This window comes from Sporacetigenium sp. TC11 (genome assembly GCF_058146105.1).
On record NZ_JBYVNY010000002.1, the window covers coordinates 526,417 to 541,001 of the forward strand.

General features: G+C 29.8%; 14 protein-coding genes. 2 read left to right on the forward strand and 12 right to left on the reverse strand.

Annotated elements, in window-relative coordinates; translation table 11 throughout:
* Positions 1–64 precede the first annotated feature (64 nt).
* Positions 65–1,564 (forward strand): glutamate/gamma-aminobutyrate family transporter YjeM, encoded by a 1,500-nt coding sequence (yjeM, locus tag ACUSRV_RS05580; RefSeq protein WP_490140940.1) that lies wholly within the window; start codon positions 65–67, stop codon positions 1,562–1,564.
* 159 nt (positions 1,565–1,723) lie between these two features.
* Positions 1,724–2,908, forward strand: a complete 1,185-nt coding sequence (locus ACUSRV_RS05585) for a cation diffusion facilitator family transporter (protein ID WP_490140941.1) — start codon at positions 1,724–1,726, stop codon at positions 2,906–2,908.
* 33 nt (positions 2,909–2,941) lie between these two features.
* Here ACUSRV_RS05585 and ACUSRV_RS05590 read toward each other — a convergent pair whose 3' ends face one another.
* The 12 genes from ACUSRV_RS05590 to dapA form a co-directional block, all read right to left on the reverse strand.
* On the reverse strand, positions 2,942–3,136 hold the full coding sequence (locus ACUSRV_RS05590) for a YuzB family protein (RefSeq protein ID WP_490140942.1): 195 nt from the start codon (positions 3,134–3,136) through the stop codon (positions 2,942–2,944).
* 14 nt (positions 3,137–3,150) lie between these two features.
* Positions 3,151–3,849, reverse strand: coding sequence for an iron-sulfur cluster repair di-iron protein (gene ric, locus ACUSRV_RS05595; RefSeq protein ID WP_490140943.1), 699 nt, complete (start codon positions 3,847–3,849; stop codon positions 3,151–3,153).
* A gap of 147 nt (positions 3,850–3,996) precedes the next feature.
* Positions 3,997–6,642, reverse strand: coding sequence for a calcium-translocating P-type ATPase, PMCA-type (locus ACUSRV_RS05600; protein WP_490140944.1), 2,646 nt, complete (start codon positions 6,640–6,642; stop codon positions 3,997–3,999).
* A gap of 149 nt (positions 6,643–6,791) precedes the next feature.
* Positions 6,792–7,493 carry a Crp/Fnr family transcriptional regulator gene (locus ACUSRV_RS05605; protein ID WP_490140945.1) on the reverse strand — a complete coding sequence of 234 codons (702 nt, stop codon included), beginning with the start codon at positions 7,491–7,493 and terminating at the stop codon, positions 6,792–6,794.
* A 167-nt stretch (positions 7,494–7,660) separates the two neighbouring features.
* Positions 7,661–8,872, reverse strand: a complete 1,212-nt coding sequence (locus ACUSRV_RS05610; protein ID WP_490140946.1) for an NAD(P)-dependent oxidoreductase — start codon at positions 8,870–8,872, stop codon at positions 7,661–7,663.
* A gap of 181 nt (positions 8,873–9,053) precedes the next feature.
* On the reverse strand, positions 9,054–9,968 hold the full coding sequence (locus ACUSRV_RS05615; protein ID WP_490140947.1) for a DMT family transporter: 915 nt from the start codon (positions 9,966–9,968) through the stop codon (positions 9,054–9,056).
* A 262-nt stretch (positions 9,969–10,230) separates the two neighbouring features.
* A complete protein-coding gene (locus ACUSRV_RS05620; protein ID WP_490140948.1) occupies positions 10,231–10,662 on the reverse strand; it encodes a flavodoxin in 432 nt (143 codons plus the stop codon).
* 256 nt (positions 10,663–10,918) lie between these two features.
* Positions 10,919–11,350 carry a flavodoxin gene (locus ACUSRV_RS05625; RefSeq protein ID WP_490140949.1) on the reverse strand — a complete coding sequence of 144 codons (432 nt, stop codon included), beginning with the start codon at positions 11,348–11,350 and terminating at the stop codon, positions 10,919–10,921.
* 43 nt (positions 11,351–11,393) lie between these two features.
* Positions 11,394–11,990 (reverse strand): DUF3793 family protein, encoded by a 597-nt coding sequence (locus tag ACUSRV_RS05630; RefSeq protein ID WP_490140950.1) that lies wholly within the window; start codon positions 11,988–11,990, stop codon positions 11,394–11,396.
* Between the two features lie 211 nt (positions 11,991–12,201).
* Positions 12,202–12,909, reverse strand: coding sequence for a 2,3,4,5-tetrahydropyridine-2,6-dicarboxylate N-acetyltransferase (gene dapD, locus ACUSRV_RS05635; RefSeq protein WP_490140951.1), 708 nt, complete (start codon positions 12,907–12,909; stop codon positions 12,202–12,204).
* Between the two features lie 19 nt (positions 12,910–12,928).
* A complete protein-coding gene (gene dapB / locus ACUSRV_RS05640) occupies positions 12,929–13,678 on the reverse strand; it encodes a 4-hydroxy-tetrahydrodipicolinate reductase (protein WP_490140952.1) in 750 nt (249 codons plus the stop codon).
* Between the two features lie 25 nt (positions 13,679–13,703).
* Positions 13,704–14,585 (reverse strand): 4-hydroxy-tetrahydrodipicolinate synthase, encoded by an 882-nt coding sequence (gene dapA / locus ACUSRV_RS05645; RefSeq protein WP_490140953.1) that lies wholly within the window; start codon positions 14,583–14,585, stop codon positions 13,704–13,706.

The window sequence follows — 14,585 nt, forward strand, 5'->3', positions numbered from 1 at the left end:
ATCAGATATAAAGTTTTTATGTAACAATGTAAGCAACATAAGAAATATAATTAGGAGGTAAAAAATGGGTGCTAATACAAACAATTCAAAAAAGTTATCAATGTCTGCTTTAATATTGATGATTTTTACTTCAGTATTTGGTTTTGCTAATATGCCTAGGTCATTTTACTTAACAGGTTATGCTGCAATACCATGGTACGTAATATCTGGACTTACATTCTTTATACCTTATGCATTTATGATGTCTGAGTACGGTGCAGCTTTTAAAGAAGAAAAAGGTGGTATATACTCATGGATGGAAAAATCTGTTGGGCCTAGATACGCATTTATAGGAACATTTATGTGGTATGCATCTTATATAATATGGATGGTTAACGTAGGTTCAGCTATTATGATACCTTTATCAAATGCTATATTTGGATCAGATACAACAGCAACCTGGTCATTGTTTGGATTAAGTTCAACTCAAACACTAGGTTTAATAGGTGTATTATGGATAACACTTGTAACATTTACAGCTACTAAAGGTTTAGAAAAAATATCTAAAATAACATCTGCAGGTGGTACTGCTGTTGCACTACTTAATATAGTTTTAATAGTAGGTGCTATAGTTGTATTGATAGCAAATGGCGGAGAATTAGCTCAACCAATAACTTCTGGTCAAGCATTTACAAGCGCACCAAATCCAGCTTACCAGTCACCACTTGCTATGTTGTCATTCCTAGTATTTGCAATATTTGCTTATGGTGGTATAGAAGTTGTTGGAGGATTAGTTGACCAAACTGAAAATGCTGAACAAACTTTCCCTAGAGGGGTTACAATAGCTGCCATAATAATAGCAATAGGATATTCAGTAGGTATATTTATGTGTGGTATATTTATTAACTGGGCAAATGTATTATCTTCAGAAAATGTACATATGGGTAACGTTGCATATGTAGTTATGGCTAACTTAGGATATTCATTAGGACAGGGATTTGGAATGACTGAAGTTGCTTCATTAGCATTTGGAGCATGGGTAGCTAGATTTGTTGGATTATCAATGTTCTTAGCATTGAGTGGTGCATTCTTCACATTAACATATGCCCCACTTAAGCAAATAATAGAAGGTACTCCAAAAGAATTATGGCCAGGTAAACTAGGCGTATTAAAAGATGGAATGCCTATAAATGCTATGTGGATTCAATGTATAATTGTTGCAGTTATGATGATACTAGTATCATTTGGTGGAGAGGCTGCTGCTGCATTCTTCACAAAACTGGTATTAATGACTAACGTTGCTATGACATTGCCGTATATGTTCTTATCAGGTGCATTTGCTAAATTTAAAAAGAATGATAGTATCAAAAAACCATTTGAAGTTTATAAGTCCTATGGAAGCGCTTTATTTGCTACTGTTATAGTTACATTTACTGTAGGATTTGCTAACTTTTTTACAATAATAGAGCCTGCAACAAGAGGAGATATATCCTCTACACTTTGGATGGTTGCAGGGCCATTATTCTTTACAATAGTTGCATGGTTAATGTACTCTAGATACGAAAGTAGAACAAAGGCACAATAAATAAAATTTAAATAAATGATAAAAATAATAGCTGACATGAAAATTTGTCAGCTATTATTTTTTCAATTAGAAAATCACATATTTATAAATCTTATGTTGTATTTCTAATGATCATATTATATATTATAACTTGTACATAATAACTAAAGAGGTGACTTAATGATTTCTAAATTTTTAATTAAATCCTTTATAAAAGACTATGAAAATATCGATAACCCAGATATAAGAGAAAGGTACGGATATCTAGGTGGTGTAGTTGGTATATTTTCGAATATATTATTATTTATAGTAAAGTTTTTTGTTGGTACAGTTACAAATAGTATTGCAGTAAGTGCAGATGCATTTAATAATCTTTCTGACGTTTTATCATCTGTAATAACGGTCTTAGGCTTTAAGCTTGCTAGTAAACCAGCTGATGAAGAACACCCATATGGACATGGTAGAATTGAATATATATCTGCTCTTATAATTGCTTCTCTTGTTTTATTAGTTGGCTTTAGTTTTCTCAAAGCATCTATAGACAAAATTAGAAACCCTGAACCAGTTAACTTTGAGATTATACCTTTTTCTCTTTTACTTATTTCTGTAGGAATTAAGTTTTGGTTGTCTAGATTTAATATGTATGTTGGAAAATCCATTAATTCCTCTGCATTAAAAGCTTCATCAGTAGATGCTCTAAGTGATGTATTTAGTTCTGCTACTGTAGCACTTTCCCTTTTAGTATCCACATGGATAGATTTTCCGATTGATGGAATTATGGGTATCTTAGTTTCAGGATTCATACTTTATTCTGGATACAATATATTAAAGGAAACTATAGATGATCTTTTAGGAACAAGACCTAGTGATGAATTGGTTAAAAATATTGAGCAAGAATTACTAAAATACAATCCTATAATAGATGTACATGATCTAATTATTCATACTTATGGGCCAAACAAGTATATGGCATCTATTCATGTTGAAGTTCCATCTAATTCTTCTATTGTTGAAATACACGACGTTATAGATCAAGCTGAAAGAGAAGTATCCAATAAATTTAATGTTTTACTTGTTATTCATATGGATCCTGTTGTAACAGATGATAAGGAAGTCGCTGCTATAAGACATGTTACCGAAGAAATTTTAAAGAAATTTGATGTTATTGAGTCATATCACGATTTTAGAGTTGTTGAAAGTGGCGACCATAAAAATGTTATATTTGATGCTGTAATAAAAGCTTCTAAAAGCTATTCTAGGAAAGATAAAGAGAATCTTGAAAAGGCTATTGATTCTTATTTAAAAGACTACGATTCTAACTTAAATGGTATAATAACAATAGAACAAAATTTTAATAAAGATTAAAATAAGGAAGATCATTGACCTTCCTTATTTTAATTAATCTATTTTTTCAATTAACTCATCTATTGTATCTGCTTCTACTACCTCACCATCTACTAATATAACAGGTGTAGTTACTCCACATTGACCTGTACATATTGTATCTAGCGTATACCCCTTTTTATTTAGTTTCTCTTCAAATTCCTCAATAAATTCTGCATTACATGCTGGGCACATTTCTATAGTTTTCATAATTTCATCCTTTCCTATATGTTTTTTATTTTTTCAAATAATATATTATTTTCTAAGTGTATATGGTGGAATAAATCTGATTCTATTGCTTCAATTTTTTCATATGTTATTTCAAATGTCCTACATACATTTTCTGGTAGCTTAAATCCTTCTGTTATTCTTCTCATTTCTTTTATAATATCACCTGCTGCATCATGTTCACTTTCTGTTTCATTCATAACTTTTATTGCTTTTTCTAAAGTCTCTTTTGATGGTTTTTTTTCATATTCCTTTATTAATGGGAATAACAATACTTCTTCTTTTACTAAATGTTCTTCAAGTTCTACTTTTAAAGCATTAAATAGCTTATTTAGTTTAGAAAGAAGTTCTCCATTGTGCTCATAATGAACTTGTAGTATTTTATTTAAATATTTAGCTGTAATAGGTAATTCTTCTTTTAAAAATGCATGATGTTTATTAATTACAAAATCTATTAAATCTGACATTTTTTCATTTCTCCAGTCAATTTCATTTCCCATAGTTTCTTTAAATTTCTCGTATTCATTGTTTATTTCATCTATTATTTTATTTTCATCTATCCCTTGTTTTTTCAATGCTTCTTCTAATGGTCTATCTCCACCACAACAAAAATCTATTTCATATTTCATAAATATATTTGTTGCTTTTGGGAATATTGTAGCTATTTCACCTATTTTATTCTTTTTATTAAACATATATATTACCTCCTTAGGATATTGTTATTATTTACTTTCTTTTGATGATTTAATTATATGATACTATTGTTATTAATTCTGTGACTCAAATCAAATTGCAAAAATTTAAAATGACATTATTATAATTTATAATAATGCCATTTTGGTTTATTTATCTTCTTTTTTGTTAAAACTCTTTTCAAATTCAACAATTAATATAGGAAGTAGTGATAATATAATTACTTCTAACCAGTGTTCCCATCTTAAGGAAGTTATTTTAAATATATTTCTTGTAAATTCTGTAGATATTACACTGTATTGTAATAATGCCGATATACCAACTGCCCCTACTAGGTATTTGTTCTTGAAAAATCCTAAATCAAATAATGAAGTTCTATCTGATCTTGTATTAAACGAATGAACAAGCTGCGAAAAGCTTAATGTCATAAATGCCATTGTTTGAGCTATAACTGGATATCCATTTACAAATCCATCTTTATAGTCATATGGAAGTCCTAATAAAAATGCGTTAAATGCTAATGCGCCTATCATAAATCCTTGATAACCTATTTTAAATCCTAAACCATCGCTAAACACAGAGGCCTTTGCCCTTCTTGGCGGTCTATTCATAATATCTTTTTCTGGAGGGTCTATACCTAATGCAAGTGCTGTCAATCCATCCGTTACTAAGTTTACCCATAATATATGAATAGGTAAAAGTGGACTTGGCATACCTATAAGTGTAGCAATAAAAATTAAAGCTATTTCACCTATGTTACAACTTAATAAGAAATGTATACTTTTTCTAATGTTTGCAAATATAGTTCTTCCCTCTTCTACTGCAGATACAATAGTTGCAAAGTTATCATCTGCCAAAACCATATCTGCTGCACCTTTTGCAACTTCGGTTCCAGTGATACCCATTGCAGCCCCTATATCTGCTGTTTTTAGTGCTGGTGCATCATTTACACCATCTCCAGTCATAGCGACTATTTCTCCATTATTTTGCCATGCTTTTACAATTCTTACCTTGTGCTCTGGAGAAACTCTAGCATATGTAGAGTATTTTTTTACGTTTTTAACTAATTCGTCATCACTCATTTTTTCAAGTTCTACCCCAGTAATACACTCTTTTTCATCTTTTAAAATATCTAGTTGTTTTGCTATAGCAATTGCAGTATTTTTATGATCTCCCGTTATCATTACTGTTTTTATTCCAGCACTTTTACATTTTTTAACTGCTTCTTTTGCTTCTTCTCTTGGAGGATCTATCATTCCGTATAGTCCTAAGAAGTTCAGATCTTTTTCAAGATCAGAAATATCACATGGCATACAGTCTATGTCCTTATATCCTATTGCTAATACCCTTAGTGCATCATTTGCCATATTGTCATTGGCTTCGTTTATAATTCTCATGTGCATATCATTAATATCTTTATATTCATTATTTGATAAAATTTTACTACATTTATTTATTAATATATCAGGAGCTCCTTTTGTTATAGAAACTAATCTTCCATTTATATTATTTACTGTGGTCATTAGCTTTCTATTAGAATCAAACGGTATTTCTGCACACCTTTCGTGTTTTGACACTATGTCTATTGGATTATGCCCTGTTTCTATTGCTAAATCTATTATTGAAACTTCAGTTGGGTCTCCTATTTTTGTCCAATTTCCGTCTATGTATTGTGCTTTCGTATCATTACAAAGTACACCGTATTCCACTAGTATCTTTTCTTCTTTTGAAATTGCATCTAAATTTTTAACAGATACTATACTATTGTTACAGTATACCCTTTCAATTGTCATCTTGTTTTGGGTTAATGTTCCAGTTTTATCAGAACATATAACACGAGCTGCTCCTAATGTTTCTACCGCTGGAAGTTTTCTTATTATGGCATTTCTTTTAATCATTTTTTGAACCCCTAATGCAAGTACAATAGTAACTATAGATGGAAGCCCTTCTGGTATAGCAGCAACAGCTAAACTTATTGCTGTCATAAACATTTCAAACATTTCATGACCTCTTAGCATGCCTACAGCAAAAATCAATCCACATATACCTAACGCTAAAATACCAAGTATTTTTCCTAACTCTTCAAGTTTATTTTGTAGGGGTGTTTGTTGTTCCTCGGCAGTATTAATCATCTGTGCTATTTTTCCTATTTCAGTATTCATTGCTGTTTCTACTACAATAGCACGTCCTCTTCCATAGGTTGCTAAGCTTCCCATAAATGCCATATTCTTTCTATCACCTAAAGATAGATTTTCATCATTTAGAGTATTACATATTTTATCTACTGGAATAGATTCTCCAGTCAATGAAGACTCTTCTACTTTTAAATTTACAGATTCTACAATTCTCACATCTGCAGGTATATAATCTCCAGCTTCAATTAGCACAACATCTCCAGGAACTAATTCTTCAACAGAAATGACACTTTGAACTCCAAATCTTATAACATTCGCATGGGGAGATGAGAGTTTTTTTAGTGCCTCAAGCGATTTTTCTGCTTTACTTTCTTGTATTACACCAAGGGTTGCATTTAAAATTACAATAGCTATAATTATCATTGAATCTGTTGTTTCACCTAAAAAGAAAGATATTATAGCTGCAACAATTAGTATGATAACCATAAAATCTTTTAGTTGGTCTATAAATTTTTGTACAATATTTTTTGATTTTTTTTCCTTTAACTTGTTATATCCATATTCATTTAGTTTTATTGAATATTCGTCTTTACTAAGTCCAGTTTGGATATTTGTTCTCAAGTTATTCTCAATTTCTTTTACACTTTTGTTGTACCACATTATATTAAATTCCCCCTTAAAAATCTTTTGTTAATAACTAAAATTGAAATAGTTTGTCCTTTTAATATTTATAAATGTATATGATAATATAATCTCTTTTATTACTTATTTTCACAAAAAAATAGAGCTTATTTTCAATAAGCTCTATTTTATATATAGTCTTGTAGACTTTCTTCATTTAAAATTAATATTTTTTTAATTCCTATAAGCTTTATGAGCCCTTCTTCTTCAAATTTCTTTAGCTTTCTACTTATTGTCTCTCTAGCAACCCCAGTATAGTTAGACATATCTTCTCTATTTATAGGAAGTTCTATTTCTATCCCCTTTGAAGTTTCTTTTCCGTATTTCTCTCTTAAATCCATTATTAAATAAGCTAACCTAGATTCAACATCATTAGTTGCTAGATGTTGTGCAAGATTTTCCACCTCTGACAATCTATTTCCTACAACTTCTAATATTTTTATTCCTATTTCAGGCCTTTGAAGTATTATATTTTTCATTTTTTCTTTTGTAAGTGTACATAGCTTAGTTTTTGTTATAGCTTCTGCATTAAAATGATATTCACCTTTGTTAAATAAATTTAATTCTCCAAAGAACTCTCCATCAGAAAGTATATGTAGTATTTGTTGCTTACCATCTTTTGTATATTTATAAAGTTTTATTTTTCCCTCATTTATAAGATATAACTTATCAGCTTCATTACCTTCTAAAAATATAGTGTCACCCTTACTATAATCAGTATGACCAGTCATTTTAATAATTTCTAATAGCTCCTCTTCATTTAAATTAGAAAATATAGAAACTTTACTAGCACATAATTTATTTTTACATCTATCACAAGAACAGTTCATTAATCTCACTCCTTCATGTTTATTATACCCCTATTTTATAAGGTAAAACTATATCATACGTTACATAGTATAGTAACAATATGAAAATCTAAAAAATAAGCAGTCTATCTTCATGACTAAAGTCATAGGTCTTAGACTGCTTATTTTTATGAAATTTTGTGAGTGACTTAGATTGATGAGCGTTTTTGTAATACATATTCATGAATTGCTTCAGCTACATCTTTTGAGTATCTAACTGCCTGTACTACTGTTCTAGCCCCAGTAACTACATCACCAGATGCAAATACTCCTTCTTTTGTAGTTCTTCCATATTCATCAGTAATAACAAGACCATATTCATTTAACTCTATACCTTTTGTTGTCGATACTATATTTGATCTTGGCCCTTGGCTTACAGCAATAATTACTGAATCGCATTCAAATAACCCTTGAGGATTTTCTTCATTTTGAGTATCCTTATATATAATGCCTTCATTTGTAATTTCAACAGGTGATTTATAAAGTTCAAACTTAACTCCATCGATTCTAGCACTATCTATTTCATGTTTTCTTGCGGACATGTTTTCGATACCTTTTCTGTACATAATATATGTCTCTTTCGACCCTTTTCTCAAAGCTGTTCTAGCTACGTCCATAGCAACATTTCCAGCACCTATTACACATACTTTATTACCTAATCTATAAACTTCTGGATTCTTTAGGTAGTCCATAGCATAATGAACATGTCCTAATGATTCTCCCTTTATATTAAGTTTATTAGGTTTCCATACACCAGTTCCTATAAATAGTGCATCAAATCCATCTCTAAATAATTCTTCAATTGTTATTATATTACCTATTCGTGTATTAGGTCTTATTGTAACTCCTAGATTTATAAGTTTCTTTTTTAGCCTATCTAATGTACTTTTAGGTAGTCTAAATTCCGGTATTCCATATCTTAATACTCCACCTATTTTATCGTGAGCTTCAAAGATTGTTATTTTATATCCTTTTAAGGCTAAAATAAGTGCAATAGTTAGTCCCGCTGGACCAGAACCTATTATACCTATATTTCCCTTTAATTTTTGTTCTGGCTTTTGATCTAATACATCTAAGTAATAATCAGATATATAATTTTCTATATTACCTATATTAATAGGATTTGATTTTATTCCCATTACACAATTTCCCTCACATTGTTTTTCGTGAGGACAAACTAATGAACATACTACAGATAACGGATTATTTTCAAATAAAGTTTTACCTGCTTCTTGTATTTTTCCATCTAAAAACAATTCGATAACCTCTGGTACAGATGTACTTACAGGACATGCTTGCTTACATCTTGGATTTTTACATTTAAGACATCTTTGTGCTTCTTTTAATATATGGTTTGACATAATACCACTCCTATGACGATAATTATACCTATTGCAACTATATAGTGTTGCATATAATTACTATTTAGTATAACAAATAAGTACTTATTACAAATATATAGTATCATAAATATTAACAGTTTCATATATTAAATAAATAAATAACAAAAACCACTTAGTTAATTATTAAGAGTTTTTTTATTTATTCTATTATTGTATCTAACTCAACAATTGGTTTTTTCTTTATAAATTCCCATCGTGTTTCAGCAGTTATTATGGCAAGGAATATAGCTATACAACCTAAAATCATTCTAAAAGTTAATACTTCTTTAAGAAAAATAACAGAGAATATTATACCAAATACAGCTTCCATACTTATTATTATAGCTGCATGGGTAGAATATGTATACTTTTGAGCAAGTGTTTGAAGAAAAAAAGCAATACAAGTAGCAAATATACCCATATAAAAAATAGATATCCAACTGCTAGTAGGTATACTAGATGGTAATTGCTCATAGGGTATAGCTGTTAATGTACATAATAAAGCTACTACTCCAAATTGAACTGCTGTTAGTATCATTATGTCAATTTTTTTGGCATAGTAACCTGTTATAACTATATGGCAAGCATAAAATAATGCACATAAAAGTGTTAACCCTTCTCCTATACCTATTGAACCTATTTTTTCATTTAAAGTTAATATTGCAATTCCTATAAAACAAATTATTGTTGCCATAAGCGAAAATTTATCAGGTTTTTCTTTAGACAATGCCCAGAAAATATAAGGAACCATTACTACGTTCGTGCCTGTTAAAAAAGCAGTTTTGCCTACACTTGTATATTGCATTCCTATTGTTTGAGTAGCAAATGCTATATAAAGAATAAGCCCCACAATTGCTGCACCTTTTATTTCCTTTAAACTAATATTTTTTAATTTCTTAATAGATATTATTCCTATTATAAAAAAAGCTATCCAAAAACGCATTGCTGATAAGTATAATGGCGGAATATAATCAAGTGTATTTTTAGTAGCTATATATCCGCTACCCCATATTATAGTAACAATAAGCAGAGCTAAATCAGCATATAGTATTTTCTTCTTTTTTGTAACTTCCATTTAATCACCTCCTACTATAAATATATACTAAAGACTTTATTCCATCCATACTTTAAGCTATATTTTTTATTATCTGAGACTACATATAATTATTGAACTCGATAATTGTAATGAAACTTTAAAAATAACTTATAAACCACAATAAAGAGAGTAGTCATTTTAAATAGACTACTCTCTTATTTTTTGTTCTTTTAAATCTTCAATTAATTCTGTTTTCGGCATTATTTTAATATATTTCATCTTAACTATCTTATAGAATTATTCAAGCATTAGCTAGCTTCTCACCTAATTTTTTGCATAAACTTACTCTCTTATCATCAGATGTTCGATGAATTATTAATCCATCGTCTACTAATCTTGCTCCATAATATGTCATTCTACTTTGCCAATCTCTCATCCATTTACCATCACCCCCACCATATGATCCGAATAAGGCAATGGCTTTATCAGTATAATCTATATCAATAAGAGATTCTATAAATGGTTCCATAAATTCTTCATCTAAACTTTCATCTCCCATAGCAGGGCAACCAAGCGCAATTAAATCTGAATTTATAATATCTTCTTTAGTAGCCTCTTCTACTGTAAGAATTTTAACTAGATCTCCGTTAACTTTAGCTCCTTCAGCTATAGAATTAGCCATAATCTCTGTTTTACCTGTACCACTCCAGAAAATAACTGTAATATTTTTCATATTATCCCTCCTAAACTAAATATTAAAATAACTTTATGTAAAATTAAATTAAACCTAATACTTTCTCAGTCGCATATTAACTTTATCTATTGATAATAATTATCATTGTTATCAATAGATAATATCACATTATTTTTCATATGTAAATATTTTTTCAATATAAAAAGAGATGCGAAATTAAGTTTTGCATCTCTTTTTATATTGAAAAAATATAGATTTTATTCCTAATTTTATTTTAACTATATTATGTAGTTATTTAAGCATTAGCTAACTTTTCGCCTAACTTTTTGCATAAACTTAATCCCTCATCATTAGGCGTTAAATTAATTATTAACCCATCATCAACTAAGTTTGCCCCATAACCAATCATTCTACTTTGCCAATCCCTCATCCATTCACCATCACCCCAATCATATGACCCAAATAAGGCAATGGCTTTATCAGTATAATCTATATCAATAAGAGATTCTATAAATGGTTCCATAAGATCATCTTCTAAAACTTCAGCTCCCATGGATGGGCAACCAAGTGCAATTAAGTCAGAATTTATAACATCTTCTTTAGTAGCTTCTTCTACAGTAAGAACTTTTACTACGTCTCCATTAACTTTAGCACCTTCTGCTATGGCATTAGCCATAATTTCTGTGTTGCCTGTACCACTCCAGAAAATAACTGTAATATTTTTCATATTATCCCTCCTAAATTTAATATTAAAATAACTTTGTATAAAATTAAATTAAAGCTAATACTTTTTCAGGTGCATATTGACTTAATAAATTCCTTATTTTATTCTTTGCATCTAAAAATTCATTAAATTTTCTATCCGATACCCTGGGATCGCCATACACTCTCCAACCATTAACTTTAGTAAGTTTAAGAGAAGGATGTCCTATAAATCCTATTATATCTTTTAATGGATAACCTAAGAAAACGCCTATCTCACTTGGTATACACCCATTTTCAATTTTATCTATAAGAAACTTTAGATAATCCTGAAACTTATACTCATTTGGATACCCAACAGACTTAAGAAACTTTATATTCCTGTTTTCAACTAAATGGCTCTCAAGAGATATTGGATTATAAAATAATACTTTTATACTGGTGTTTTTATATGTAATTATTCTATATGAAATCCTATGACAATTACCTATGTATTTTTCTATTTTTTCAACTTTTTTTATTAATTTACTATCATATTTTGGTAAGCTAATTAATTCTGCCGGTTTTGATCCAATAAGAACAGGTCCTAGTATTTCAACTAGCCAAGTTAAAAAATCATCTTCATTTTTCTCTCTGAAAATACAAGAATTAGATTTATAAGACATTTTCTCCCCTCCTATTTTTAAAATTATACAAAGCATATGATAATTTTTATTTATTGATAATAATTATCATTATCTTTAATGAAATAATATCACATTTATTACCATATGTAAATACTTTTTGTTTATAATATTTTTTTCCCAAACAAAAAAGAGGTGCAAAATTTAGTTTCGCACCTCTTTTTTAACTCACTATAAATATAGATTTCTATTTCTAGCCTCTTAAGTCTTCCATTAATTTAGTTTTTTCCGCTGTTTTAGCATCTTTCATCTTAATTATCTTAGCAGGAGATCCCGCTACTACAGCTCCTTCAGGAACATCTTCAGTTACAACAGCTCCTGCTGCTACAACTGCTCCTTTCCCTATTTTTACACCTTCTAATATAACTGCATTAGCTCCTATTAAAACTTCATCTTCTACAATAACTGGACTAGCTGAAGGGGGTTCAAGTACACCTGCAACAACAGCACCTGCACCAAGGTGAACATTCTTACCTAAAGTTCCTCTTGCACCCACTACTGCATTCATATCAACCATAGTTCCTTCGCCTATTTCAGCCCCTATATTAAGTACTGCTCCCATCATTATAACAGCATTCTTTCCTATTGATACCATATCTCTTATAATTGCACCAGGTTCAATTCTAGCATTTTCATTAAGGTAATTATACATAGGTATAGCTGAATTTCTTCTATCAAACTCTATATGATAATCTACTATACTATCTTTATTTTCTTCTAACACTACTGTTATATCCTCGTGACCTCCAATTAATACATAAGAACCTTCAACTCCAAATATTTTTACATTTTCATAATTCTCATCTTTTAATTCTCCATTTAAGTACACTTTAACAGGTGTTTTTTTTGTAGATTCTTTTATAAACTTTGCTATTTCATATGGATCTGTCATTTTCATCATTAGTCGATACCCTCCAAAATTATAAACTTACTATATCTTTCATATTGTAATATCCATTTTCTTTATTTACAATAAACTTTGCAGCTTTCATTGAACCTTGCGCAAATATCTCCTTTGATGAAGCTATATGATTTATTTCTACAACCTCATCTTTCCCAGCAAATATAACAGAGTGGTCCCCTACTATTGTTCCACCTCTTACAGCATGAATTCCTATTTCGCCTTCTTTTCTTTTTGCATCTACTCCATGTCTTCCATAATTAAACTCAGCGCTTGATAAAACATTTTTAATTTCATTAGCTATCATTAAAGCAGTACCACTAGGAGCATCTACTTTTTTATTATGGTGTTTTTCAACTATTTCTATGTCAAAATTAGTTAAGGCCTTAGCAGCTACTTCAACTAATTTTAACAATAAATTAACTCCAAGTGACATGTTAGAGCTGTGAAATATAGGAACTTCATTAGAAGTTTCTTTTATCATATCAAGTTCTTCATCGCTGTATCCAGTTGTTGCAATTACCATAGGAGTTTTTGTATTTTTAGAATAAGTTAACAAATCTTTTAGACTTTCAGGATTTGAAAAGTCAATAATAACGTCTGCTTTTTCTTTAATATCTAATATACTTGAATATATAGGATAAGTTATATTTTCAGCTTGAAACTTAGATACTCCTGCAAGTAATTCAAAATCTTTGTCTTCATTTATTGAGTCTGTTAAGACTTTTCCCATTTTTCCAAGGGAACCATTAACGATAACTTTAATCATATGTTTCTCCTAACTATACAATAATTTATACTAGTTTAAATCCATAATTAATTAATTCTTTTTTTAGAACCTCTAAGTTACATTCACTCATTTCAACAAGAGGAAGTCTAAGCTCACCCATTTCAAATTCTAATAAATTCATAGCTGTTTTAACTGGAATAGGGTTTACTTCTATAAATAAAGCATCTATTAAAGGTTTCATATCAAGTTGTAACTTTCTAGAACCTTCAATATCACCTTCAAAATACTTAGAGACTAAATCATGTGTATCTTTAGGGCATATATTTGCAACTACTGAAATCACTCCAACTCCACCTAAAGATAAAAGAGGTAAAATCATATCGTCATTTCCTGAGTATATTGCAAAACCTTCTGGAACTAATCTTCCCATTTCAGCAACTTGTGCTATATCTCCACTAGCTTCTTTTATTGCTATTATATTTTTTATCTTAGCTAGTTCAACAAGAGTTGATGGTTGTATATTAACTCCTGTTCTACCTGGTACATTATAAGCTATTATAGGTATATTTACTGAGCTTGCAATAGCTTCAAAGTGAGCTATTACGCCCCTTTGAGTGGACTTGTTATAATATGGTGTTATTACTAAAAGACCATCAACTCCATATTCTTCCGCTTTTTGACTTAAGTGTATTGAATGAGCAGTATTATTTGAACCTGTTCCTGCTATTACAGGAATTCTTTTATTAGTTTTTTCAACTACATATTTTATTACTTGAAGTTGTTCTTCGTCACTCATTGTAGATGCTTCTCCAGTAGTGCCACAAACGATTAAAGCATCTGTATTGTTTTCTATATGATATTCTACAACTTCTCCAAGCTTTTCAAAATTTACCTTACCATCCTTAAAAGGAGTAACTAAAGCAACCCCAGATCCTTTAAATAACAT

What these genes read in the sequence shown, in the direction of transcription:
- yjeM (WP_490140940.1), top strand. Translation starts at nt 65, where the DNA reads ATGGGTGCTAATACAAACAATTCAAAAAAGTTATCAATGTCTGCTTTA.
- ACUSRV_RS05585 (WP_490140941.1), top strand. Translation starts at nt 1,724, where the DNA reads ATGATTTCTAAATTTTTAATTAAATCCTTTATAAAAGACTATGAAAAT.
- ACUSRV_RS05590 (WP_490140942.1), bottom strand. Translation starts at nt 3,136, where the DNA reads ATGAAAACTATAGAAATGTGCCCAGCATGTAATGCAGAATTTATTGAG.
- ric (WP_490140943.1), bottom strand. Translation starts at nt 3,849, where the DNA reads ATGTTTAATAAAAAGAATAAAATAGGTGAAATAGCTACAATATTCCCA.
- ACUSRV_RS05600 (WP_490140944.1), bottom strand. Translation starts at nt 6,642, where the DNA reads ATGTGGTACAACAAAAGTGTAAAAGAAATTGAGAATAACTTGAGAACA.
- ACUSRV_RS05605 (WP_490140945.1), bottom strand. Translation starts at nt 7,493, where the DNA reads ATGAACTGTTCTTGTGATAGATGTAAAAATAAATTATGTGCTAGTAAA.
- ACUSRV_RS05610 (WP_490140946.1), bottom strand. Translation starts at nt 8,872, where the DNA reads ATGTCAAACCATATATTAAAAGAAGCACAAAGATGTCTTAAATGTAAA.
- ACUSRV_RS05615 (WP_490140947.1), bottom strand. Translation starts at nt 9,968, where the DNA reads ATGGAAGTTACAAAAAAGAAGAAAATACTATATGCTGATTTAGCTCTG.
- ACUSRV_RS05620 (WP_490140948.1), bottom strand. Translation starts at nt 10,662, where the DNA reads ATGAAAAATATTACAGTTATTTTCTGGAGTGGTACAGGTAAAACAGAG.
- ACUSRV_RS05625 (WP_490140949.1), bottom strand. Translation starts at nt 11,350, where the DNA reads ATGAAAAATATTACAGTTATTTTCTGGAGTGGTACAGGCAACACAGAA.
- ACUSRV_RS05630 (WP_490140950.1), bottom strand. Translation starts at nt 11,990, where the DNA reads ATGTCTTATAAATCTAATTCTTGTATTTTCAGAGAGAAAAATGAAGAT.
- dapD (WP_490140951.1), bottom strand. Translation starts at nt 12,909, where the DNA reads ATGATGAAAATGACAGATCCATATGAAATAGCAAAGTTTATAAAAGAA.
- dapB (WP_490140952.1), bottom strand. Translation starts at nt 13,678, where the DNA reads ATGATTAAAGTTATCGTTAATGGTTCCCTTGGAAAAATGGGAAAAGTC.
- dapA (WP_490140953.1), bottom strand. Translation starts at nt 14,585, where the DNA reads ATGTTATTTAAAGGATCTGGGGTTGCTTTAGTTACTCCTTTTAAGGAT.